This window comes from [Clostridium] saccharolyticum WM1 (assembly GCF_000144625.1).
Classification (GTDB): Bacteria; Bacillota; Clostridia; order Lachnospirales; family Lachnospiraceae; genus Lacrimispora; species Lacrimispora saccharolytica.
Genome location: NC_014376.1, coordinates 4,436,220 through 4,459,657 on the forward strand (window position 1 = coordinate 4,436,220; position 23,438 = coordinate 4,459,657).

19 protein-coding genes are annotated in these 23,438 nt (G+C 49.1%); 1 reads left to right on the forward strand and 18 read right to left on the reverse strand.

What is annotated here, in order from left to right; all coding sequences use genetic code 11:
• Nucleotides 1–163: 163 nt before the first annotated feature.
• From CLOSA_RS20595 to CLOSA_RS20635, 9 genes are all read right to left on the reverse strand, one after another.
• Nucleotides 164–526, reverse strand: coding sequence for a DUF1667 domain-containing protein (locus tag CLOSA_RS20595; RefSeq protein ID WP_013274660.1), 363 nt, complete (start codon nucleotides 524–526; stop codon nucleotides 164–166).
• A gap of 1 nt (nucleotide 527) precedes the next feature.
• A complete protein-coding gene (locus CLOSA_RS20600) occupies nucleotides 528–1,793 on the reverse strand; it encodes an NAD(P)/FAD-dependent oxidoreductase (RefSeq protein WP_013274661.1) in 1,266 nt (421 codons plus the stop codon).
• A 13-nt stretch (nucleotides 1,794–1,806) separates the two neighbouring features.
• On the reverse strand, nucleotides 1,807–3,243 hold the full coding sequence (locus CLOSA_RS20605) for an NAD(P)/FAD-dependent oxidoreductase (protein ID WP_013274662.1): 1,437 nt from the start codon (nucleotides 3,241–3,243) through the stop codon (nucleotides 1,807–1,809).
• A 184-nt stretch (nucleotides 3,244–3,427) separates the two neighbouring features.
• On the reverse strand, nucleotides 3,428–4,120 hold the full coding sequence (locus CLOSA_RS20610; protein WP_013274663.1) for an MgtC/SapB family protein: 693 nt from the start codon (nucleotides 4,118–4,120) through the stop codon (nucleotides 3,428–3,430).
• Nucleotides 4,121–4,138: 18 nt separating this feature from the next.
• A complete protein-coding gene (gene glpK, locus CLOSA_RS20615; protein ID WP_013274664.1) occupies nucleotides 4,139–5,638 on the reverse strand; it encodes a glycerol kinase GlpK in 1,500 nt (499 codons plus the stop codon).
• Between the two features lie 199 nt (nucleotides 5,639–5,837).
• Nucleotides 5,838–8,444: a cation-translocating P-type ATPase gene (locus CLOSA_RS20620; RefSeq protein ID WP_013274665.1), complete on the reverse strand. Its 2,607-nt coding sequence runs from the start codon at nucleotides 8,442–8,444 to the stop codon at nucleotides 5,838–5,840.
• Nucleotides 8,445–8,571: 127 nt separating this feature from the next.
• Nucleotides 8,572–10,335, reverse strand: a complete 1,764-nt coding sequence (gene ade, locus CLOSA_RS20625; protein ID WP_013274666.1) for an adenine deaminase — start codon at nucleotides 10,333–10,335, stop codon at nucleotides 8,572–8,574.
• A 13-nt stretch (nucleotides 10,336–10,348) separates the two neighbouring features.
• Complete coding sequence (locus tag CLOSA_RS20630; protein ID WP_013274667.1) at nucleotides 10,349–11,710, reverse strand: NCS2 family permease; 1,362 nt, start codon at nucleotides 11,708–11,710, stop codon at nucleotides 10,349–10,351.
• Between the two features lie 91 nt (nucleotides 11,711–11,801).
• On the reverse strand, nucleotides 11,802–12,551 hold the full coding sequence (locus tag CLOSA_RS20635) for a GntR family transcriptional regulator (RefSeq protein ID WP_242647768.1): 750 nt from the start codon (nucleotides 12,549–12,551) through the stop codon (nucleotides 11,802–11,804).
• Between the two features lie 202 nt (nucleotides 12,552–12,753).
• Between CLOSA_RS20635 and CLOSA_RS20640 the strand changes: the two genes are divergently transcribed.
• Nucleotides 12,754–13,236 (forward strand): S-ribosylhomocysteine lyase, encoded by a 483-nt coding sequence (locus CLOSA_RS20640; RefSeq protein ID WP_013274669.1) that lies wholly within the window; start codon nucleotides 12,754–12,756, stop codon nucleotides 13,234–13,236.
• A gap of 61 nt (nucleotides 13,237–13,297) precedes the next feature.
• Here CLOSA_RS20640 and CLOSA_RS20645 read toward each other — a convergent pair whose 3' ends face one another.
• The 9 genes from CLOSA_RS20645 to CLOSA_RS20680 form a co-directional block, all read right to left on the reverse strand.
• The gene (locus CLOSA_RS20645) at nucleotides 13,298–14,008 is read right to left on the reverse strand and encodes a response regulator (RefSeq protein ID WP_013274670.1); all 711 of its coding nucleotides are present in this window, start codon (nucleotides 14,006–14,008) and stop codon (nucleotides 13,298–13,300) included.
• Nucleotides 14,009–14,010: 2 nt separating this feature from the next.
• Nucleotides 14,011–15,354 carry an ATP-binding protein gene (locus tag CLOSA_RS23520; RefSeq protein ID WP_330362231.1) on the reverse strand — a complete coding sequence of 448 codons (1,344 nt, stop codon included), beginning with the start codon at nucleotides 15,352–15,354 and terminating at the stop codon, nucleotides 14,011–14,013.
• A 6-nt stretch (nucleotides 15,355–15,360) separates the two neighbouring features.
• Entirely contained in the window at nucleotides 15,361–16,704 is a 1,344-nt protein-coding gene (locus tag CLOSA_RS23525; protein WP_330362168.1) for a sensor histidine kinase, read from the reverse strand.
• Between the two features lie 29 nt (nucleotides 16,705–16,733).
• Nucleotides 16,734–17,309: a K(+)-transporting ATPase subunit C gene (gene kdpC / locus CLOSA_RS20655; RefSeq protein ID WP_013274671.1), complete on the reverse strand. Its 576-nt coding sequence runs from the start codon at nucleotides 17,307–17,309 to the stop codon at nucleotides 16,734–16,736.
• Between the two features lie 13 nt (nucleotides 17,310–17,322).
• Nucleotides 17,323–19,380: a potassium-transporting ATPase subunit KdpB gene (gene kdpB, locus CLOSA_RS20660; protein ID WP_013274672.1), complete on the reverse strand. Its 2,058-nt coding sequence runs from the start codon at nucleotides 19,378–19,380 to the stop codon at nucleotides 17,323–17,325.
• A gap of 15 nt (nucleotides 19,381–19,395) precedes the next feature.
• The gene (kdpA, locus tag CLOSA_RS20665; protein ID WP_013274673.1) at nucleotides 19,396–21,081 is read right to left on the reverse strand and encodes a potassium-transporting ATPase subunit KdpA; all 1,686 of its coding nucleotides are present in this window, start codon (nucleotides 21,079–21,081) and stop codon (nucleotides 19,396–19,398) included.
• Nucleotides 21,078–21,167, reverse strand: coding sequence for a potassium-transporting ATPase subunit F (locus tag CLOSA_RS23740; protein WP_041708732.1), 90 nt, complete (start codon nucleotides 21,165–21,167; stop codon nucleotides 21,078–21,080). Before CLOSA_RS23740 ends, kdpA begins: the two co-directional genes overlap by 4 nt.
• A gap of 477 nt (nucleotides 21,168–21,644) precedes the next feature.
• Nucleotides 21,645–22,592 carry a transketolase family protein gene (locus CLOSA_RS20675; RefSeq protein ID WP_013274674.1) on the reverse strand — a complete coding sequence of 316 codons (948 nt, stop codon included), beginning with the start codon at nucleotides 22,590–22,592 and terminating at the stop codon, nucleotides 21,645–21,647.
• Entirely contained in the window at nucleotides 22,577–23,416 is an 840-nt protein-coding gene (locus tag CLOSA_RS20680; RefSeq protein WP_013274675.1) for a transketolase, read from the reverse strand. Before CLOSA_RS20680 ends, CLOSA_RS20675 begins: the two co-directional genes overlap by 16 nt.
• Nucleotides 23,417–23,438: the final 22 nt, after the last annotated feature.

The following is a 23,438-nucleotide window of genomic DNA, read 5'->3' on the forward strand; positions in this document are numbered from 1 at the left end:
GGGATTTGACCCTTTCTCCAAAATCTCTTACCAGTATACCATTTCCCGGATAAATTTACCACAGGTTCCCCTGTTTTTATGCAAAACAGCCCCGTAAACCGGAAGGCTGCCTGAAGAAACCCGGACAGCCTGATGGTTTACGAGGCTATTCTATAAAAATAATTTACATCTTTTCAACGCTCCTTGTGGCAACGATGGAAACGCCGGTACCGGCACAGTCAGGGATGATAACCTCTCCTATGGAAACAGGTGCGGATATTTCCATTTTCCGGATTTCCTCCATGCAGGCAAATATCTTGTCTTTTGGAATATCTTCCTTTGTCTTTACAGGTACCATTGCCAGGGCACCGCCTATGACGCGGACCGAAGAGGTCACTACCCTGGTGGGGCTTAAAACCTCTTTCCTGCCGTATTCTTCTCCGCGGCTGCAGGAATTTCCTGACACCTCCACCTGGTCTCCTTCGATTCGCACCGTCAACGGGCAGCCCAATGGGCAGCGGATGCAGATCAGTTCTCTTGCCTCCATATTATTCCACCTCCGTACAGACAACGATTCTTTTAAGCTCCGGATAATCTTTAAAGCTGTCTTTCTTTAATATAACCTGTTCCATCTCGCCGGGAGCCAGGATCATTTTCTTTTTGTGGGAAACCCTTACATTATCATAATAAACGCTGATAAAACGGCCTTTGTATACATCTGATACCCGGAAACGGACCGTGACCTTATCCTTCATGTTCTTTACATCGATCATCTGCGGTACCGTATAGCGGACTCCATTTTCTGCTGCCAGCTCCACAGCATGAGGCGCCTCTTTTTCCATATCCGCTTTCACGTAAGCAGCAGCGCCTGCTCCTGCAAGAGCCGCTTCCTCGGATACATAATCCACCAGGTCATGAACATGAAGCACATTTCCGCAGGCAAAGATGCCTGGCCGGTTGGTTTCCAGCTGGTCACCTACCACTGGGCCTGAAGTTACCTGGCTCATCCGGACGCCTGCTTCCCTGGAAAGCTCATTTTCCGGAATCAGGCCCACGGAAAGGAGAAGGGTATCGCAGCCGTAATATTCCTCTGTACCTGGAATGGGTCTGCGATTTTCATCTACCTCTGCAAGAGTAACTCCTGTCACCCGATCCTTACCCTCTATATTTACCACCGTATGGCTGAGCTTTAGGGGAATCCCATAATCGTCCAGGCATTGCACGATATTTCTCTTTAAGCCGCCGGAATAGGGCATAAGCTCTGCCACCACCTTTACCTTTGCCCCTTCCAGGGTCATGCGCCTTGCCATAATAAGGCCGATGTCTCCGGAGCCTAAGATCACCACTTCCTTTCCCACGCAGAAGCCTTCAATATTCATCAGCCTCTGGGCAGTGCCTGCGGAATAGATTCCTGCCGGCCGGAAGCCCGGTATGTTAAGGGCACCTCTGGGACGCTCCCTGCATCCCATTGCCAGGATAATGGCCCTGGCTTTTATGGTTGTCAGTCCCTCCTCCTTATTGATGACTGTCACTTCTTTGTCTTCATTTACGGAAAGGACCATGGTATTTAGTTTATACGGTATGTTCTCCGAATCTGCCATTTCAATATAACGGGCAGCATATTCCGGGCCTGTTAATTCCTCCTGAAAGGTATGGAGTCCAAAACCGTTATGGATGCACTGGTTTAAAATACCTCCAAGGCAGGACTCCCTTTCCAGGATCATTATATCCGTAATGCCTGCCTTTTTTGCTGCCACTGCCGCAGCCAGACCGGCTGGACCGCCGCCTATGATTACTATATCATGCTCTGTCATGTCACTGTCCTCCTTATTTATGGCCGGTTACTATGTTGGAGCCGGGCCTGTTCTTGCAGATATCCTCCATCTCCCTGCCGGTTTCCCTTGCCAGGATCTCCATGGTCTTAGGAGCACAGAAGCCGGCCTGGCACCGGCCCATGCCGGCACGTACACGGCGCTTGATCCCATCCAAGGAGACCGCACCCAGGGTCCGGGTAATGGCATCCACAATCTCTCCTTCACTGACTCCCTCACAGCGGCAGATGATCGTTCCGTATTGAGGGTTCTTCTTAATCAGTTCCGCTCTTTCATCGAAAGACAGCTTCTGAGGATCCAGGATCCCTTTCCGGGTTCCCTTATAATTCTCCTTTTTGGAAGCCTCCGCTTTCCTGGCAACCAGTTCTGCAATGTAAACGCCAATGGCAGGGGCACTGGTAAGGCCCGGTGATTCGATGCCTGCTGCATCAAAGAAACCAGGGGCACCGGAAACCTCTCCCAGGATAAAGTCATCCCCAGACTCATGGGCACGAAGACCAGAAAAGGAGGTGATGATCTGACGGAAGGGGATGTTCTTTACTCCCCAGGCCGCCTTCTCCATAATATCCGACAGCTCCTTAGCCGTTGTCCCGACCCATTCCTTATCCTCCACATCCGTTGCCGTTGGACCGGTCAGCAAATTGCCGTGGACCGTAGGGGTCACCAGTACGCCTTTCCCCATCTTGCCGGGAAGCTGGAAGATGGTATGGGATACATGGTTCCCTGCCTCCTTATCCAGCAGGCAGTAATCCCCTTTTCTTGCTTTGATGCGGATCTTTTCCTCACTCACCATGTTATGGATTCGGTCAGCATAAACCCCGGCTGCATTGACCACATAAGCTGCATGGATGATCCCCTCCCCGGTTTTTAAGTCAAAGCCCTTTTCCGTCTTTTCAATTTCCTTTACTTCGGTATTAAATAAAAATTCCACCCCATTGTCACAGGCGTTTTCCGCCAGTGCGATGGTCAGTCCAAAGGGGCAGACGATCCCGCCGCTGGGTGCATATAATGCCGCCACAACCGTCTCCGTCACATTGGGTTCCATTGCCCTTACCTCGTCACCGGTAAGGATGGCCAAACCGGGAACTCCGTTTTTCACGCCCTTTTCATAAAGCTTCTTAAGAGCCGGCATATCCTCTTCTGAAAAGCAAAGCACCAGTGAGCCGTTCCGGATCAATGAGAAATCCAGCTCCTTTGAAAGCTCCCCCATCATACGGTTGCCCTCTACATTGAATCTGGCCTTTAAGGAACCAGGCACCGCATCGTGTCCTGCATGGACAATGGCACTGTTGGACTTTGACGTACCGGAACAGACATCCTCCTCCTTCTCAATGACACAGATGCTTAAGTCATAGCGGGCAAGCTCCCTTGCTACCGCACAGCCGATTACGCCGCTGCCGATGATCGCTGCATCGTAATTCAATACCTTCATGTTTTTTTCCTCCATATCCCTTATGGTCTCCCTTATGGTAGAAACCAAATAAAAAAGAGTAAGGAAAATACACGGATTTCTCCGCATTATTCCCTTACTCTTTCATCTCAAAGGTTTTTTATTTGATTGTCTTAATGCTAGCACAGCCAGGGTAGAATTGTCAAGATTTTTCTGCCAAAGCTTCCTATTCGCTGACTGCCATAACCGTGTTTTCCTCTGCCAGCTTGGATAACAAGGCTCCCTTATCAAAGCCGGGAGGATAAATGACCTCAAATTCCAGCTTGATTTCATCCTTTTTATTCTTATTGATTTTTACGGAAGCGATCTCTACCTTTTCCTTTTCCAGAAACTCTTCCATGTTTTTCACCGCCCCGTTTTTTTGGGCAATGGTCATCCGCAGGCAGCCGCAGGAAGCCACCTGGGCAAAATAACTGATCCTGTGTGTCAGAGTCTGCATGACGATGATGAGTACTGCAGACAATATGCCTACAATGTACTGGCCCGCCCCAAGAGCCAGCCCCACCCCGGCGGTAGCCCATATTCCGGCTGCTGTTGTCAGACCGTTTACCAGATTATTCCTCACAAAAATAACCCCTGCACCTAAAAATCCCACGCCGCTTACCACCTGGGCCGCAATCCTGGCTCCATCGCTGGCAGGGATGTCCGAAAACCCATATTTCGATACCACCATCATAAGAGATGAGCCGATGGCAACAATGGCGTGGGTCCGGATTCCAGCCGATTTGTTCCGGTTTTTTCTTTCACTGCCTATCAAAAACCCTAATAGACCGGCTGCTATGATGCGCAGCATATATTCCAGCTGGATCATCACATACGATAAGGTAATTCCCCCAAACAATAAATATGTCCCCTCCAAATCCTGCCCCTCCACGTTCTACTTCTCGTCTTCCGACCAGCAAAGGGCACATTTTACCGCTCTCTTCCAGCCCTTTACCAGCTTTTTCCGGTATTCTTCCTCCATCTGGCTGCCAAAGGACCTGGATGCCTTCCAGTTGGCCTTGATCTCTTCCCGGTTTTTCCAGTAGCCCACCGCAAGCCCGGCTAAGTATGCGGCTCCCAGGGCCGTGGTTTCAATGCATTCCGGTCTTACAAGCTCCGTATTCAGCAAGTCAGACTGGAACTGCATAAGAAAATTGTTGGCACATGCGCCCCCATCCACCTTTAACTGCTTTAAATGGATATCCGAATCCTGCTCCATGGCTTCAATAAGATCGTAAACCTGATAAGCCATGGATTCCACCGTGGCCCTGATAAACTGCTCCTTGCTGGTCCCCCTTGTCACCCCTACAATGGTTCCCCTTGCATACTGGTCCCAATAAGGGCCCCCAAGCCCAGCAAAGGCCGGTACTATGTAAACACCCCCGGTATCTTCCACAGCCTTGCAGTATTCCTCCGTCTGGGAGGCGGAACGGACCATCCGCATCTCATCCCTTAACCACTGTACAGCAGCGCCCGCCACAAATACGCTCCCTTCCAGGGCATACTGGATGCTTCCCTGATCGCTGGCTGCTATGGTAGTCAGCAGCCCGTGCCCGGACTTCACCGCCTTTTCTCCTGTATTCATAAGAAGGAAACAGCCGGTTCCATAGGTGTTCTTCACCTCTCCCGCTTCAAAGCAGCACTGGCCGAATAACGCCGCCTGCTGGTCTCCTGCTGCTCCTGCAATAGGGATCTTTCCTCCCATTACATCGGATGAGGTGTAGCCGTATATACAGCTTGAGGGTTTCACTTCCGGCAGCATGCACTTCGGGATCCTGAAATAGTTAAGGATCTCTTCATCCCAGCATTTCCTGTGAATGTCAAAAAGCATGGTCCTGGAAGCATTGGTATAATCCGTTACATGGATACAGCCCTTGGTTAAGTTCCAGATCAGCCAGGTATCCACCGTTCCAAACAGCAACTCCCCCCGTTCTGCCCGTTCTCTTGCCCCTTTTACATTATCCAGGATCCATTCGATCTTGCTTCCTGAAAAATAGGCATCGGGGATGAGTCCTGTCCTGTCAATCACCATTTCTTCCAGCCCATCCTGCTTCAGTTTTTCGATCCTGTCGGAAGTCCTGCGGCATTGCCATACGATGGCGTGGTAAACCGGCTCCCCTGTCTCTTTATCCCAGACCACCGTAGTTTCCCTTTGGTTGGTGATCCCGATGGCAGCAATGTCACTGTAATGGGCCCCGATCTTTCCCATGGCCTCCATGGTCACAGACAGCTGTGAAGACCATATCTCCATGGGGTCATGCTCCACCCACCCAGGCTGCGGAAAAATCTGAGTAAACTCCTTTTGTGCTGCACTGCAGATGTTTCCCTGTTCATCGAACAGGATGCACCTGGAACTTGTCGTGCCCTGATCCAGGGCAATGACATATCTTCCCATAATTTCCTTCCCCTTCCAGTAATCGCCCCCGGATTACATTCCTTGTTAAATATTTCTCAAGGAATAAAGAAAGAGCCTTGGAAATGAACGGTTACCCGCACTCATCACCTGGCTCTGTCATCTCTTAGGCTATCTATTTATGTATACTTTATAGTACCATGTACCAAAAAGTATGTCAAGATTTAAGGGGATTATTTTCTTAATGCAGGCTCTCTCTGACTGTCTTAAATGCCTGGATTACAAGGGTCGGTATGATTGCAAAAATGAAGATGGTAATAAGCTGCCTCACCGTCAAATCTGCCACATAAAAAAAGGTATGAAGTCCAGGGATAAACAGCACGGCTCCTAAAAGCACAGCGCCTGCCTCAAAGGCCATAATGCTCCACAAATTGCTTTGAAAGCCTATCTTCAGGATCGAATGGCCGCTTCTGCAGTTAAAGCCGTGGAACAGCCTTGCCAGGGTCAGGGTGGAAAATGCCATGGTACTGGCTGCCGCCTCGCTTCCGGTCACCAGGCCGGTGTGATAGGAGGTCATGGTACAGACTGCGATAAGAGCCCCCTGAAGAAGGATCTGAAAGACAAAACGCTTTGTTAAGATCCCTTCCTTGGGGTTTCTGGGCTTCTGGGCCAGAAGGTCTGCTTCCGCCTTTTCCATGCCAATGGCAATGGCCGGAAGGGAGTCGGTCAAAAGGTTGATAAACAGCAGATGCACCGGTGCAAAGGGTGTCGGGAGAGCCAGAAGTGATGTATACAATACACAAAGGATCCCGGCCATATTTCCTGATAAGAGAAATTTAATGGCATTGCGGATGTTCCGGTAAACATTGCGCCCATTGGCAACCGCCTTAATGATGGTGGCAAAATTATCATCGGTAAGGATCATGGCAGAGGCATCTTTAGACACTTCTGTCCCCATTTTTCCCATGGCCACTCCAATGTCGGCCTGTTTCAAGGCAGGGGCATCATTGACCCCGTCTCCTGTCATCGCTACGATATGGCCCTTTTTCTGCCAGGAACGGACAATCCGTATCTTATGCTCCGGCGAGACCCGGGCGTAAACGCTGATACGCTCCAGTCTGCGGCTTAACTCTTCCTCCGGCATGTCATCAAGCTCCGGCCCGCTGACCGCCAGATCATCCTCTCCCAGAATGCCGATTTTCTCCGCAATGGCTGATGCGGTGATCTTATGGTCTCCTGTGATCATCACCGGCCGTATGCCTGCTCTCCTGGCATTCAGCACGGCATTTCTTGTTTCCGGGCGGGGGGGATCCATCATTGCAGTCATCCCCAGAAAGATACAGCCTGATTCTGACTTCTCTGTGAGATTTTCATCCTCATCCATTTCCCGGCAGGCAAAGGTCAGGACCCTTAGCCCCTGTTTGGAAAACTCCATGTTCTGCTCCATCAGGGCCTGCCGGTCTCCATCCTTAATAGGGCGGACTCCTTCTCCTGTCCAGATATGGCTGATCCTGGGAAGCAGCACATCCACTGCTCCCTTGGTGAACAGGATCCGCTTTCCCTCGATCCGGTGCATCGTACTCATAAGCTTTCTCTGGGAATCAAAGGGGACTTCTCCGGCCCTGGGGTAATAGGATTTCAAAGCCTCCTCTTCCATGCCGGCCCGCTCCGCCATCTGTACCAGGGCCGCCTCCGTTGGGTCTCCAATCAGCTTTCCTTCTATATAAGCCGAATCATTATTTAAAACTGCATCATAAAGCAGATATTTATGTACAGGAACCTCCTTATTTAAAAGCTCCGGGGGATAAAGGCGGCTATTTACGTAGATCTGCTGTACGGTCATGCGGTTTTGGGTTAAGGTTCCTGTTTTATCGGAACAGATGACCGAAACACAGCCAAGGCTTTCCACTGCCTTCAAATCCTTTATGATGGCATTTTCCCCGGCCATTTTCTGTGTACCCATTGCCTGAACAATGGTGACAATGGAGCTTAAGGCCTCCGGAATTGCTGCAACTGCCAGGGCTACCGCAAACATCAGGGAATCCAGTACCGGCATCCTCCGGTAAATGCTGAGACCGAAAATTACCGCACAGATAAACAGGATGCCTGCTGCCAGCCTGCTTCCGAACTGGTCCAGGCTCACTTGGAGAGGTGTCTTTTTTTCCCCGGTGTCATTCATGAGGGAAGCGATCCTGCCTATTTCCGTATCCATACCGGTCCCAGTCACCAGGGCTATGGCCCTGCCTGCCGCTACCAGAGAGCCGGAAAAAACCATATTTGCCTGTTCTGCCAAAGGCACCTTATTTTCCCTGATCCTCCCCGTCCGTTTCTCCACATTAACGGATTCTCCGGTCAGAGAGCTTTCATTGACCAGCAAGGAGTAATTTTCAAGGATCCGGCTGTCCGCCGCTACCATATCCCCTGCTTCCAAGAGCAGAATATCTCCTGGTACGATTTCAGAAGACAGGATTTCCTGCTTCCTGCCTTCCCTTATGACCTTTGCAACCGGTGATGACAGGGCCATAAGGCTGTCTAGGGATTTTTCCGCTTTCTGGTGTTCTACGGTCCCCAGCACCGCATTCAGCAGAAGCACCGCAAAGATCACCCCCGTGCTTTCCACGTCACCGGATATCATGGAGATCACTGCTGCTATAATAAGAATGATGACCAACAGGTCTTTAAACTGGTCCAGAAATACCTGAAAAGCGTTTTTACGTTCCGCCTTCTTAAGTGTATTCGGGCCATATAACTGTCTGCGCTTAAGGACTTCCCTGGAATCCAGTCCGTTCCTGCCTGCGCCAAGCTTTGCAAGGGCCTCATCCTCTGATAAACGAAACCATTCTTCCATTCTGACGCTCCTTCCCGTTTCTCATACTATGGTATGAGACAGGAAGGGAATTTCATGAATGATTTTAGCTTGCTATTGGCATGAGCCGGACTGGGTGTCATAAAAAACAGCGTGATATGGTTTTTTCCTACTCCACCTCCAGTTCAATCAGTTTATGCTTAAGCACATCCACCAGCCCTTTATCCGTAAGCCCCAGATCCGGAACCGTGGGAAGAGAAATAAAACTCAGGGACATAAACGGAGCCTCCATCCCGCAGCCCAGCCTTTTTGCATCCTCATTCAGAATATCAAGCTGGGCCATCACTTCTTCCGCTGATTTTTCACTCATTAAGCCTCCAATGGGCAGTTCCATGCTGTTTAAGATTCTGCCGTCACAAGCTACCGCCAGACCTCCGTTCCGTCTGGCAACTTCATTTACTGCTGCAGCCATGTCCTCATCATTCGTTCCTACTGCCACGATGTTATGGTGGTCATGAGACATGGAATACGCCAGTGCTCCTTTCTTCAGTTGGAATCCATGGACAAATCCAATTCCTACATTGCCGTTTTTTCCATACCGTTCCACCACTGCAAGCTTCAGAATATCCTGCTTCACATCCGTTAAAATGGCACTGTCCCTTACCTCCATCTTTTTTACGATATGACGGTTGATGATCTGCCTTGGAATCATATCAATCACGTGAATGTCTGTTGTTCCATTTGTTTTCTTAGATGCTGCCCGGAAGGAATCAGAGGTAATCTTATGTTTCAGGATTACCGTATTTTTAATCCATTGGGGATAATCACTCACCTTACACTCTTTGAGAAGTTCCCCCTCTGCCGCCACCACCGTTCCCTCAAAAATTACCATAGTGGGTTTTATAATACGCCAGTCTTCCACAAGCAGGATGTCCGCCAACCGTCCGGGAGTAATGCTTCCGATCTCGTCTTCCAGCCGGAAATGCTTTGCTGTGTTCACCGTTGCCATCTGTATTGCTTCCATCGGGTCCAGTCCCAGTTCCACAGCTCTTGACACATTGTAGTTAATATGACCTTCCACCTGTATTTCCCGTGCATGCTTATCATCCGTGCAGAACATGATATTTGAGGTATCCAGCCGGTTGTCTACAATTCCCTTTACCAGCTCATCCACATTCCGTTCGCTGCTTCCTTCACGGATAAACACCTTCATTCCCACTTTAAGTCGTTCCAGCATCTCATTGGTATTTACGCATTCATGGTCATCGGATATCCCCGAAGAAGCATATACATTCAGTTCCTGACCCAGGCGTCCTATGGCATGACCATTTACCAGCTTTCTCCGTGAAAGGGTATCTGCTATCTTATGGAGATACTCATCCTTTACAAAAAGAATCTTAGATGGGTCCAGTTCTCCCAGACTGACGCTTTCTTCCCAATCCATAATCTCTGCCACTTCCTTTGCTCCCAGTACAGCACCCGTTGTCTCAAGCCCCGGTGCGGTGGGAACACGGGAGGAGACTTCAATCAGCATTCTGTAAGGGAGACGGTTCATAGACTGAAGCATAGCCCTTAACCCCTGTTCTCCTGCCACATTTGCAATTTCCATCAAATCTGCACACAATGTGGTCGTTCCCTGGGGTACCACTACGGAAGCCAGCGCTTCCGGGGAAAGCATGGTGGATTCAAAATGCATATGGGCGTCAATCAGTCCCGGCACCGCATACTGTCCTTTGCAATCCAGTACACGGTCTGCCTCCAGAGCCGCGTCAGGATCAATGGATACAATTCTTTTGTTTTTAATAAAAATATTGGTGGGATACACCTCACCGGAAAATACATTTACAAGATTTACATGTTCCAGCTTCAAATCGCAGGGATGCATTCCCAGACCTGTCTCAATGGTATTCTTTATTTCCTCAAATGTTCTCATATACTTTCCCCTTCTACAAAATAATATCCAGTGCCAGATACACAATAAAGATCACCGTTAACAGCCACACCGTCCTGGTCATTTCCCTGGCCTTGCCTGCGGCAATCTGCCCTATGGTATATCCAATCAAACCAAACAGGATTCCATAAGCAATATTATAGGTAAACGGCATGAGCGCTACCGTAAGAAACACCGGCAGTGCGATGGTCACATCATCCAGCGGCAGCTTTCTTAATGGCTCTATCATAAATATCCCTACCATCACCAGGGCCGGCGCTGTAGCGATTGATGGAATCATAAGAAACAACGGTGATAAAAACAGCGTAAATAAAAACAGCACACCTGTCACACAGGCGGTAAGGCCGGTTCTTCCGCCTTCGTTAATCCCGGTTGCACTTTCAGCCCCGTAAATCGTCACAGTGTTTGTTCCAAGCAATGCCCCAACAGCCGCTCCGCCGGCACTAACAAGCAGTGCCTTACCGGCGCAGGGAATATTTCCCTTCTCATCCACCAGGCCGGCCTTGGAGGAAACACCCAAAAGAACACCGATGCTGTCAAACAAATCCACAAACAGGAAACTGACAATAGCGAAGATCACTCCCAGAACCATTTCCGGTGTTCCCGAAAACATCCCCTTGATTGTCAGCTTACCAAATGTAGGTGCCATAGCCGTTATGGGATTATCAAAGGAAATGATGCGGTCCGGAATTACCGTATAAGCAATACCTGTCACTGGATCTTTTACCAGGATTCCCAACGCAGTCACAGCCAGGATCCCAATGAGTATCCCCCCTCTGACCCGCCTGATCACCAGGATTGCAGTGAGGAATATCCCAAAGAGTGCAAGCAGCGCTCCCGGATTTGCCAGATCTCCCAGCGTCAGTAAAGTATCCGGAGAAGATTTAATGATTCCCGCCTGCATAAGTCCGGTAAATGCGATGAAGAACCCAATCCCCGAACCCACGGAATGTTTGATGCAGTCCGGCATGGCATCCACAATTTTCTGCTGTACCTTAAATAGGCTTAAAAGTACAAATGTAATTCCGGATATGGCCACGCAGGCCAGGGCATTCTGCCATGGAAGCCCCAGCGTGTTACACACATAATAGGTAAAATAGGCGTTCAACCCCATGGCAGGAGCAAGGGCAAACGGCAGATTCGCCCAGACTCCGATCCAGATGCAGGCAATGGCAGATGCCACAGCCGTTGCCCAGAAAACCGCTTTCGTGTCCATTCCTGCTGCCGATAAGATTCCCGGGTTTACTGCTACAATGTAAACACAGGTTAAAAATGTTGTAATCCCTGCTAAAAACTCAGTCCTTATATTTGTCCCTCTCTCCGTAAGATGAAAAAACTGATTCAATTTTTCTCCCATAATTTCATACCCCTTGTTTGTTATTATGATAATATGGTATTACCTTATTGTTTTGTAAAAATAAAGTACTTTACAGCACTTTATTCCTTCCCTAAATCCCATCTTCATAAACATTCTTAACTCGTAACAGGCTGAATTTTATGTATTTTGTATCATAAAGCTCAGTATCGTAAATAACCGGTCTATTATCCTGATTGTAATTGATACCATGAAATACCAGAACACTGTCACACTCCATCTTCTTCCCCCAAACGGTTTCATGCTCCATTTCCCCGCGGTTCATGGTTTCGATCCGGATTTTGTCTCTGACAATAAAGCATCCTCCAAGTCTTCTTAGGATATCAAAGGTGGATTTTTTTTCCACATCCTCTCGTTTCAAAGCATTTCCTACCAGGCTGCACGCAAAACGGTCGATGCTGATAATGGCCGGATGCCCATCCGCTAAAAAAACCTTTTCAACTTCATAGATTTCTTCCCCGGACTCCAGCTGAAGAATCCGCCTAACCTCCTCCCCGGCTTTCCGTTTCCTGACATCTGCAACTTCAAAAGCTGCCTTATAACCACAGGATTCAATCAACCTTGAAAATTCTTCTCCCGGCATAAGATTCACTTGGATGTTTACAGCTTCCGGATTGACAAATGTTCCTCTTCCATGAATTCTTAGAACGATCCCCTCCTTCTCCAGTTCATCCAATGCCCGGCGCACGGTTACCCTGCTCACTCCAAGGTTCACCGACAGTTCACTTTCCGGCGGAAGCTTGGTATTTCCCCTTAAATCAAGACTTCGGATGTACTTATAAAGATAGTTCTTAACCGAACTGCTCAAATTGGGTTTAATCATTGGATGAAGTTCCATATTCTCACTCGCTTTCATAAGGTATTACCATATTATCATTTTATCAGCAAGAAGGACCGCTGTCAATGGCGAAAGAATTTTATGTGGATTGCCTATTGCAGTGGACCAGATTTATTATTATAATTTCTTTAAGGGATGAGCAACCCGTAAACCGTAAGCAGCCATGATAAGAAAGGATATGATATCCATGGAAAAAATAGCAAGCTTTACCATCAACCATTTAAAACTTCTTCCAGGCATCTACGTCTCCCGCAAGGATCAGGCCGGGGACTCTGTCATCACAACCTTTGATCTCCGTATGACCCGCCCCAACTTTGAGCCTGTCATGAATACGGCGGAAATCCACACCATCGAACATCTGGGAGCCACCTTCCTGCGCAACCATGAAACCTTTGCATCCCGGGTTCTATACTTTGGTCCCATGGGCTGCCGCACCGGCTTTTATCTGCTCCTGTCCGGCGATTACAAGTCCAGGGACATTGTTCCATTGATCACGGAGATGTATGAATTCATCCGGGATTTCGAAGAAGAAGTTCCTGGCGCCTCTGCAAGGGACTGCGGCAATTACCTTGACATGAATTTGGGAATGGCAAAATATCTGGCTGAAAAATTCCTTCATACTGTGCTGTACGGTATTGATGACGACCAGCTTATTTATCCCCAGGACTGACAGAGACATTCTCATCTCTCTCCGGTTCCTGGAGAAATGAGAGACCGCTTAGTAAATCTGCTTATCCTTCCGTTACTTCTTCCGCCATCCGGTATCCAACGCCCATTTCTGTAAGGATATACTGGGGCGCTCCGGGGTTTGCTTCTATCTTTCTTCGGATGTTTGCCATATTCACACGGAGGGTATGGCTTTCTTCGGTATAAACCCCCCATATCTCCCGTATGATAAAGTCATGGGTAAGGACCTTGCCTGCATTTTTAGACAGGAGGACCAGCAGCTTATATTCTATTGGGGTTAAATGGATCTTTTCCCCGGCTTTGTATACCGTCCGTTTGCCGTAATCAATCGCAAGTTTTCCAATGGTTACTTTTTCTTCTCCCCACACTTCCGTTCCTGCTGCCTGGGGGCTGTGACGCATGGCCGTCCGTATCCGGGCCAGCAGTTCCGAAGTACCGAAGGGTTTCACAATGTAATCATCCGCCCCAAAATCCAGGGCCGCCACCTTTTCACGCTCATAGCCCCTGGCGGAGACAACGATCACAGGTGTTTTTGACCATTGGCGTAAATTTTTCAGTATCTCTATGCCGTCAATGTCCGGCAGGCCCAGGTCCAGAAGGATGAGATCGGGAACATGGGAAGTGAACAGGGAAAGCCCTTCCTTCCCTGTTTTAGCCTTCACCACCTGATAACCGTTTGAGGACAGAATGGCAGATATAAAATTGCAGATCGCATCCTCATCTTCAATGATCAATACCGTTGGCTTGATTTCCATCTTTATTCACTTCCTTTCAAGGGCAGGGCAAAGCGGAATACCGTCCCCCCGTCCTTTCTGTTTTCCGCTTCCAGACTGCCCTGATGGGCATTTATGATGGTTTTGCAGATGGTCAGGCCGATTCCCATCCCTCTGGAGGAATCAGCGCTTTTGCTTTCACCGGGCTTATATCCGGTAAACAGATAGGGAAAATCTTCATTGGGAATCCCCCTCCCCCTGTCCAGCACCTGGAACCTGGCCCATGTTCCTTCCCTGTCCAGACGGACCTCAACCGGAGAATCTTCCGGAGAATATTTGATGGCATTTTCAAGAAGATTTATTAACACCTGAACAATCAGGGTCCCGTCCATTGGTACCTCTAAGAATTCCTCCGGGACTTGGACAAGGATTTTCCGCTGAGGAAATCTTCGTTTGACGCGGCTGACTGCCTCTCCGATGACTTCCTCCCCCGCCTCCGGGCTTTTGGCCAGATTGGAGGCATTTTCATTGATTCTTGTTACGGAAAGGAGGTTTTCCACCATGCGAATGAGCCACTGGGATTCCTCCTGTATGTTGGCCACCAGACTGTTCCGTGTATTATAATCAAGCATTTCCCCGTTTTCACGGATCACGGAGCTGGCTCCCAGGATGCTTGCAAGAGGCGTACGCAGGTCATGGGATATGGCCCGCAAAAGAGTGCTCCGCATCTTTTCTTTTTCTGATTCTACCATGATGTTGCGCTGCTCATCAGAAAGCTGCTGTCGCTCCAGAGCCATTGCCACCTGGGAAGCGATCATGCGCAGAAACAGGCGGGTGTTGTGGTCAAGGGTTCCTTTCCCGCAGGAAATCCCCCAGACGGCAAGAACCTTTCCCTGGGAAACCACCGGCATATAAAGCGCCGCAGCCCCCATCAGTGTATCAGTTCCTGCTCCAGCCCGCTTTTGGTTTAAGAACACCCAATGGGCAACTGCCTTTTCATCGGATGAGTTTAAAACAGAGGCCCCGATGTCATCCGGGGCCTGGGCCACCTCCCCATCCGCTCCCTGTTCCGGATCCATGGTAAAAAATACGATGGAACGTTCAAACAGCTTGACAACATAATCGTTCGTAAGGGCAACGATCCGGTCAAGCCCCCTTGTAGCAAGAAGCTTTTTATTGATCTCATACAGGATCTCCGTACGGTGTTCCCTCTTTACCGCCAGCCGTGCTTCCGCCTTGATGCGCACAGTCAGGGTGCTGGTGATCAGAGCCACCAAAAGCATGATCACAAAGGTCAGGGGATAACCGGCCTGAATGGCATTTAAGGTGAAATAGGGTTCCGTGAAAAAAAAGTTAAAGGTCAGCACGCTGATAACAGAAGCGAAGATCCCGTACTAATACCCTTCTGTCATGCGGGAAACCAGCAAAACGGAAAAAATATAAACCATGATAATATTCTGGTTCATAATGTCAAGCCTGCGGATCCCATGGGACAGCAGGGTGGCTGCCACCAGAATGGTGAAGGTTTTCATGGCATCCGTCCAGGAAAAATGAAACGAATCATGCTTCACCCTTTTTTTAGGCTTCTTATAACTCCGCTTTCCTGTATTCCCCGGTATGATATGAATCTCAATGCTAGGCAAAAGAGAGATGAGTTTATCTTCAAAGTCCATGTCAAACAGGTTTTTAAGGGTTCTTTTATTTCTGCTTTTGCCAACCACAATATTCGTAATTCCGGAAAGCTTTGCATATTCCGCAACGGTGGCGGCGATATCATGGCCGGTCAGGTTGACGATCTCTGCCCCCAGTTTTTCCGAAAGGTCTAAATTGGACCGAAGGGTTTTCTGCTGTTCCGGGGTGAAATCCTCATTCCCCATATCTTCCACGTACAATGCAGTCCAGCTTGCATGGAAGGCTTCCGCCGCCCGGGCCGTCCACCGGATGCATTTTGCCGACGAAGGGGAAGTCCCGATGCAGACAAGCAGCTTGGTATTTGCCATTTTATCAGACAGGCTCCGCTCATTCTGATTCTCCAGGCTGATTTTGTCCGCAGCACAGCGAAGTGCAATTTCCCGCAGAAGCCGCAGGTTTTCCTGGGTGAAAAAGTTCTGAACGGCAGTCTCCGCCCGGTCAGACCGGTATATCTTTCCCTCTTCCAGACGGCGCAGCAGCTCGTCCGGCGCAATATCCACCAGCTCGATTTTCTCGGCACGGTCAAAAATGTAATCCGGTACGGTTTCCCGGACCCTGACCTTCGTGATGTTCTCGATCACATCGTTGAGGCTTTCCATATGCTGGACATTTACCGTTGTATAAACATCGATTCCTGCCCCCAAAAGCTCTTCAATGTCCTGATAACGCTTTTTATTCCGCCCTCCCTGGGCGTTGGTGTGAGCCAGCTCATCCACAAGGATCAGTTCCGGCTTTTGCTCCAGGGCTTTGTCCAAGTCAAACTCCTTTAGCTCCATGGTGCGGTATGACACTGTTTTGGGAGGAAGCACCGGAAGACCATGCAGCTTCTGCATGGTCTCAGGGCGGGTATGTGGTTCAATATAGCCAACCAGAACGTTGATCCCGCTTTTTAAACGGTCCTGGGCATCGTCAAGCATTGCATAGGTCTTTCCCACTCCGGCGGCATATCCGAAAAATATTTTTAATCTTCCCGTCCTATGGTCCCGGTGCGCCTGTATATCTTCTAAAATCACATCAGGGTCAGGCCTGTGATCCAATGGTTCCATCCACAATCCACCACCTTTATATTCACCTATCATACCACGTTTTCCGGCTGGAGCAAACCATCCAGCGCTAAATTTACTTCTAAAACATTGACCGCCGGCTGGCCTATGAATCCCAGGAAACGGTCCCTGGTATAAGACCTGATAATACTTCTCACCTGGTCCTCCGTCATATTTCTGGCAGCTGCGATCCTTGCCACCTGGTATTCCGCCGCCTCAGGGGAAATATGAGGGTCAACGCCGCTGCCTGAGGCCGTAACTAAGTCCATGGGGATATCGGCCTTATTGTCCGGGTCAAAGGAATGCCACCAGTTCACCCGTTCTGAAACAAGGATTTGCTGCTCCTTGCCTGCCGGAGAGAGATTTGACACCTTGAAAGGCCTTCCGATCAGGTACTGGGGTTTTGTAAATTCCTGGGCAATCCATTGGGACCCATATTCCTTTTGGGTTCCATCCCTTTGCGCAGCTGTTATTATGGTGCCGTTGGCCTGATCCGGAAATAATAATTGGGCTGCTCCCGTAACGGCTGCCGTATAAACAATGCCGCACAATATGGTCATGATGCCGAAGCATATGGCCGCGGCTCTAAATGATTTCATGGCTTTCATTCTATCCATCTCCTTAAGCAAGACCGCATCCGGTCAGAATCATGTCAATCAGCTTAATCGCAGCAAACGGCGCACAGATCCCCCCCAGGCCATAGACCAGCAGGTTTCTCTTCAGCAGCCTCTCAGCAGGCAGTTCCCGGTATTTTACCCCTTTTAAGGCCAAGGGGATCAGGGCAATAATGATCAGTGCGTTATAAATGATTGCCGAAAGCATGGCACTTGAAGCGCTGGTCAGCCCCATGAAATTTAAGGCGGCAAGCTGGGGGTAAATACCGAAAAACAGTACCGGAATAATAGCGAAATACTTTGCCACATCGTTTGCAACGCTGAAGGTGGTTAAGGAGCCCCTTGTCATTAAAAGCTGTTTTCCGATCCTGACAATATCAATGAGCTTGGTGGGGCTGGAATCTAAATCCACCATGTTTCCTGCCTCCTTGGCCGCCTGGGTTCCCGTATTCATGGCAACCGCAACATCTGCCTGAGCCAGGGCAGGCGCGTCATTTGTGCCGTCTCCCGTCATGGCCACCAGATGGCCTTTGGCCTGGTAGTCACGAATGAGAGCCAGCTTCGCTTCCGGCGTTGCTTCTGCCAGGAAATCATCAACGCCTGCTTCTGCGGCAATCGCCGCTGCCGTCATGGGATTATCCCCGGTGATCATAACGGTCTTGATGCCCATTTTGCGCAGGTCCTCAAACCGTTCCTTCACACCGTTTTTCACGATGTCCTTTAAATTGATCACACCCATTACCTGATCATTCTTTGCCACCACAAGGGGAGTCCCCCCCGCCTCGGCAACACGCTTAACAAAGGTCCCGCATTCCTCCGGATATCTGCCGCCCTTTTCCAGTACATAGGCTTTGATGGTATCGGCAGCCCCCTTCCGGATCTCATTTCCCTGATAGTTGATGCCGCTCATCCTGGTCTTTGCCGTAAATTCCACAAAGTTTGCTTCCAAGGCCGAAAGCTCCCTGCCGCGAATCCCAAACCGTTCCTTTGCCAGAACCACAATGCTTCTGCCTTCCGCCGTCTGGTCCGCAAGAGAGGAAAGCTGGGCTGCATCGGCAAGCTCCCGTTCCGTGATGTTTCCCACAGGAAGAAATTCGCTGGCCTGGCGGTTTCCAAGAGTTATGGTCCCGGTTTTATCAAGCAAAAGCACATCCACATCTCCGGCCGCCTCAATGGCGCGCCCGCTCATAGCCAGAACATTGGCCTGGTTTAACCGGCTCATGCCTGCAATGCCGATGGAGGAAAGCAGGGCACCGATGGTGGTAGGAGCAAGGCATACCAAGAGAGCAATGACATTGGTTATGGAAATGGCGGAGCCTGCCCCGGTCTGGACGCTTGCAAACCCGGTAAACGGCCGCAGGGCTGCCGTGACCACCAAAAAGATGATGGTAAGGGTTATAAGTAAAATCTGGAGGGCCACTTCGTTGGGGGTCTTCTTTCTGGATGCCCCCTCTACCATGGAAATCATTTTATCCAGAAAGCTTTCTCCCGCTTCCGCTGTCACTTCAATGATCAGCCAGTCAGACACCAGGGTGGTTCCTCCGGTGACTGCGCTCCGGTCTCCTCCTGATTCCCGGATGACCGGTGCCGATTCCCCGGTAATGGCACTTTCGTCCACAGAGGCGGCGCCGTCGATCACTTCTCCATCCATGGGGATCTGCTCTCCAGCCTTCACGTACACGATATCTCCTTTTTTCAATGCATTGGAAAGGACTTCTGTATTTTCATCAATATTGGCAGCGGATTTCAGCTTTTTAGCCTTTACATCCTTTTTGGCGCTGCGCAGGCTGTCTGCCTGTGCCCGCCCCCTCCCCTCTGCAATGGCCTCTGCAAAGTTGGCGAATAACACGGTAAACCACAAAATCAACGATATGGTTAAGGTATAACCGGAATTTTCATCCTTAAGTCCTGCAAAGGAAATAAAAAATAAGATTCCAGTCAGGACCGCTCCTATATATACTACCAGCATGACAGGGTTTTTCACCTGCACACGGGGAGAAAGCTTTACAAAGGACTGTTTCAGCGCATCATAAAAGATGCTTTTATCAACACTCTTTTTTTCCATTTCAATCACCTTCTATCACTGGGTTGTTAAAAAATCTGCGATTGGGCCTAGGGCAAGAGCCGGCAAAAAGCTCAGGGCGCCTATGATGAGGATCACACCAATCAGAAGCCCTACAAATACGGTATTGCTGGTGGACAAAGTCCCTTCGCTGACAGCAACTGCTTTTTTCTGTGCCATATTCCCTGCAAGGAAAATGACAGCGGTCATGGGGATAAAGCGAACCAGCAGCATAATAATACCGCCTAAAACATTGGTAAATACGGTGTTCGCCTGAAAACCTGCAAAGGAACTGCCGTTGTTGTTTGCCATGGAGGAGAAGGCATACAAAATCTCCGAAAATCCATGGGCTCCTGAATTGGTCAGCCATGACCGGGCCTCAGGCACAGCAACTGCGGCAGAAGTGCCAAGCAGGGTCAGGAGCGGAGGTACCAGGACGATTAAGCATACCATTTTCATATCAAAGGGCTCCACCTTCTTCCCTAAGTACTCCGGTGTCCGTCCAACCATCAGTCCTGCTATGAATACGGTGAGGAGCACAAAGGCAAGCATTCCGTAAAGTCCGCTTCCCACGCCGCCGAATACAATTTCTCCAAGCTGCATGAGGAACATGGGAACCATTCCTCCAAGGGGAGTCAGGCTGTCGTGCATGGCGTTTACAGAGCCGTTTGATGCCGCCGTAGTTACAACAGCCCATAAGGATGAAGCGCCTACACCATGGATCACCTCCTTGCCTTCCATGCTGCCGGAAGCTGCCACCTGTTCAAATACAGGACCGGCGAACTGCTCGCTGGCAGTTGTTGCTGCCAGGGCCGCCCCAAAAAAAATTAACATGGTGAGGTAGATGGACCGGCCCTGTCTGCTGTCTTTTACCGCCCCTCCAAAACTTACGCAAAGGGCCGCAGGAATCAGCAAAATGGACAGGGACTGTACCATGTTGGAAAAGGCGGTAGGATTCTCAAGAGGGAATGCAGAGTTCACTCCAAAGAAACCGCCTCCGTTTGTTCCCAGCTGCTTGATGGCAATCTGGCTTGCTGCAGGACCTAAGGGAATTGTCTGCAAAGCCCCGCTTTCCAGCATGGTTACGTCTTTGTAAGGGCCAAAGGTCTGCACTACCCCCTGGGAAACAAGGAGCAGAGCCACTACAAAGGAAAGTGGGATGAGAAGATAGAGCGTGGTTCTTACCAAGTCCGCCCAAAAATTTCCAATGGTCTTTTTCTGTCTCAGGACCAAGCCTCTGATCAAGGCAAAAAGGACTGCGATCCCCGTTGCTGCCGATACAAAGTTCTGGACGGCAAGGCCTGTAAACTGGGTGAAATACGACAGGTCGGATTCACCTGAATATGCCTGCCAGTTGGTATTGGTAGTAAAGCTTGCGGCCGTGTTAAAGGCCAGGTGCCAGCTGGTACCCTTCATCCTTTCCGGATTAAAGGGCAGTGCCCCCTGGAGCATCAGCAAGAGAAAAAGAAAAACAAAGCCAACCCCACTGAATAACAAAACAGAAACCGCATATTTCCCCGCGTTCATTTCTTCCCCGGCAGCAGTACCCATAAGCTTATAGATCACCCGTTCCACAGGGGCTAAAACAGGGGTAAGAAACACCCTTTGCCCTGTCATCACCTTGTATATATAGATTCCCAGGGGAATGGACAATCCAACTAACACTGCCATATAAATCAGATCCTGCATTACCATAACGCTCATAAACGGTCACCTCGAAATAGTACGTAAAATAAATAAATTAACAGTGAAACGCCGATAATGCCTACCAGCATTAAGATAACTCCCATGACTTCATCTCCTGATCATTTAATTTTTCTCCTGCTGTCTGCCTAATCCACGGCATACGGCAGAATCCATCCAGCCGCTGTTTCCAGAACAGATGCCGGAAGAAGGAATCGTTTTCCCTTATGCACACAATCATAGCAAAGAAAAAATCAAGACAGTGTTAAGATGGAAAGGAGAAGTGTCAAGAAGTTGTCAAGAACCTATCTTATATCCTTTTATGCGATGGCTGGAAAGGCCAGGGCCTGCTTGTCAGCAACTGGGATACCAGCAAGAGCCGGCCGGGAAATACTAAATCATCAATGGAAAAGAAAAATCGATTTGCATGAAATTCATTAAAAAGTGGAAAAGATTGCATCATAACTCCGTAAAACAGCATCCTGCCCATTAAAAGGAAGCAGGATGCTGTTTTTTATTCTATGTATCACATGCCCCATAAATCATAAGAATACAAGGCAATATTCCTGCAAAAACGCAGTTTATTATCCTTGATGATAAAAATGAAGGATACGTCCGGCCAGACTTTCTGAATCTAATTCATATGCTCTCAGCAATTCCCTTGCAGAGCCTGATCTTCCGTAGACGTCATTGACACCTATTTTTAATACCGGAACCGGATAATATTCAGACAGGACATCACACACTGCGCTTCCCAATCCGCCGATAATGGAATGTTCCTCCGCCACCACTACCTTTCCCGTTTTTTTTGCCGACCGGATCACCAGATCCTTATCCAGAGGCTTAATGGTATGGATATTTATGATTTGAGCCTGAAGCCCTTTTTCTGCCAACATCTTCTCTGCTTCCAGAACCTCATTTACCAGGATTCCATTTGCTATGATGGTAATATCTGTCCCCTCTTTTAAAACCACACCTTTCCCCATCTGAAACCGATAGCCCTCCTTCTGATTCAGGGAAGGAACAGGAACTCTTCCAAACCTTAAATAAACAGGCCCTTTGTGTTCATAAGCCGCTTTCACCGCTGCTTTCGCTTCCACATCATCCGAAGGACACAGGACAACCATTCCCGGTATGGTTCTTATAAGTGCAAAATCCTCATTGCATTGATGAGTGGCTCCATCCTCTCCAACGGAGATTCCTCCGTGAGTGGCTCCTATTTTTACATTTAAACCAGGGTATCCGATGGAATTACGGATCTGCTCAAATGCACGGCCTGCTGCAAACATGGCAAAGGAACTGGCAAAGGGAATTTTACCTGTTAAAGACAGCCCGGCCGCAACTCCCATCATATTGCACTCAGCAATTCCGCAGTCAATATGCCGGTCTGGATATGTCTTTCTAAAATATGCGGTCTTAGTTGCCGAAGCCAGGTCAGCGTCCAATACATATAAGTCTTCATGGATACCGCCTAATTCTACCAGTGCTTCCCCGTAGCTGTCCCTGGTTGCTTTCTTTATGATCTCTGACATAAAAAAATCCTTTCCCTTTCCAATTCCTTCATGGCAAGCTGATACTGTTCCTCATTCAAAGCGCCGCTATGCCATGACAGATTATTTTCCATAAACGAAATTCCTTTTCCTTTCACTGTTTTTGCTATAATGACCGTTGGCTTCCCCTTTGTCTCCCTAGCCTTCAAGAAGGCTTTTTCCAACTCCTGAAAGCTATGTCCATCCACAGTGACCGCATGAAATCCAAACGCTTCAAACTTCTGATCAATCGGATAAGGAGAGCAGATTTCTTCAACGGTTCCGTCGATCTGGAGATTGTTATTATCTATAATCACAACCAGATGGTCTAATTTCCTGTGGGCTGCAAACATCGCCGCTTCCCATACCTGCCCTTCCTGTATTTCCCCGTCTCCTGCCAAGGCGTAAACCCGGTAGTTTTTCAAAGACAGCGCTCCTGACAATGCCATCCCCACGGCAACTGAAATCCCCTGTCCCAAGGAACCGCTGGACATATCCACGCCAGGTGTTTTTTTCATATCCGGATGCCCCTGCAGCCTGGAACCTAATTTCCGGAACGTCGTCAGTTCAGACGCAGGGAAAAAGCCCCGCTGAGCCAGAGCGGCATAATATCCCGGTGTTGCATGACCCTTGGATAAGACAAACCGGTCACGGTCTTCTTTCCCCGGATCTTTTTCGTCAATATTCATTTCTTTAAAAAATAAGTAAGCCAGTATTTCCGCTGCGGATAAAGAACCGCCCGGATGTCCGCAGCCAGCATGATATACGGCATCTATGATACCCTTGCGGATACCATTGGCTGTTAATTTCAGCTCCTCATATTCCATCCCAATCCCTCTTTCTAAACAA

Coding starts and splice junctions, on each gene's coding strand:
- CLOSA_RS20620 (WP_013274665.1), bottom strand. CDS start 8,444: ATGGAAGAATGGTTTCGTTTATCAGAGGATGAGGCCCTTGCAAAGCTT.
- CLOSA_RS23740 (WP_041708732.1), bottom strand. CDS start 21,167: ATGGGAGTTATCTTAATGCTGGTAGGCATTATCGGCGTTTCACTGTTA.
- CLOSA_RS20630 (WP_013274667.1), bottom strand. CDS start 11,710: ATGGGAGAAAAATTGAATCAGTTTTTTCATCTTACGGAGAGAGGGACA.
- CLOSA_RS20600 (WP_013274661.1), bottom strand. CDS start 1,793: ATGACAGAGCATGATATAGTAATCATAGGCGGCGGTCCAGCCGGTCTG.
- ade (WP_013274666.1), bottom strand. CDS start 10,335: ATGAGAACATTTGAGGAAATAAAGAATACCATTGAGACAGGTCTGGGA.
- kdpA (WP_013274673.1), bottom strand. CDS start 21,081: ATGAGCGTTATGGTAATGCAGGATCTGATTTATATGGCAGTGTTAGTT.
- CLOSA_RS20680 (WP_013274675.1), bottom strand. CDS start 23,416: ATGGAATATGAGGAGCTGAAATTAACAGCCAATGGTATCCGCAAGGGT.
- CLOSA_RS23525 (WP_330362168.1), bottom strand. CDS start 16,704: ATGGAACCATTGGATCACAGGCCTGACCCTGATGTGATTTTAGAAGAT.
- CLOSA_RS20645 (WP_013274670.1), bottom strand. CDS start 14,008: ATGGAAATCAAGCCAACGGTATTGATCATTGAAGATGAGGATGCGATC.
- CLOSA_RS20595 (WP_013274660.1), bottom strand. CDS start 526: ATGGAGGCAAGAGAACTGATCTGCATCCGCTGCCCATTGGGCTGCCCG.
- CLOSA_RS20640 (WP_013274669.1), top strand. CDS start 12,754: ATGGAAAAAATAGCAAGCTTTACCATCAACCATTTAAAACTTCTTCCA.
- CLOSA_RS20635 (WP_242647768.1), bottom strand. CDS start 12,551: ATGATTAAACCCAATTTGAGCAGTTCGGTTAAGAACTATCTTTATAAG.
- kdpC (WP_013274671.1), bottom strand. CDS start 17,309: ATGAAAGCCATGAAATCATTTAGAGCCGCGGCCATATGCTTCGGCATC.
- CLOSA_RS20605 (WP_013274662.1), bottom strand. CDS start 3,243: ATGAAGGTATTGAATTACGATGCAGCGATCATCGGCAGCGGCGTAATC.
- CLOSA_RS20675 (WP_013274674.1), bottom strand. CDS start 22,592: ATGTCAGAGATCATAAAGAAAGCAACCAGGGACAGCTACGGGGAAGCA.
- kdpB (WP_013274672.1), bottom strand. CDS start 19,380: ATGGAAAAAAAGAGTGTTGATAAAAGCATCTTTTATGATGCGCTGAAA.
- glpK (WP_013274664.1), bottom strand. CDS start 5,638: ATGGGAAGATATGTCATTGCCCTGGATCAGGGCACGACAAGTTCCAGG.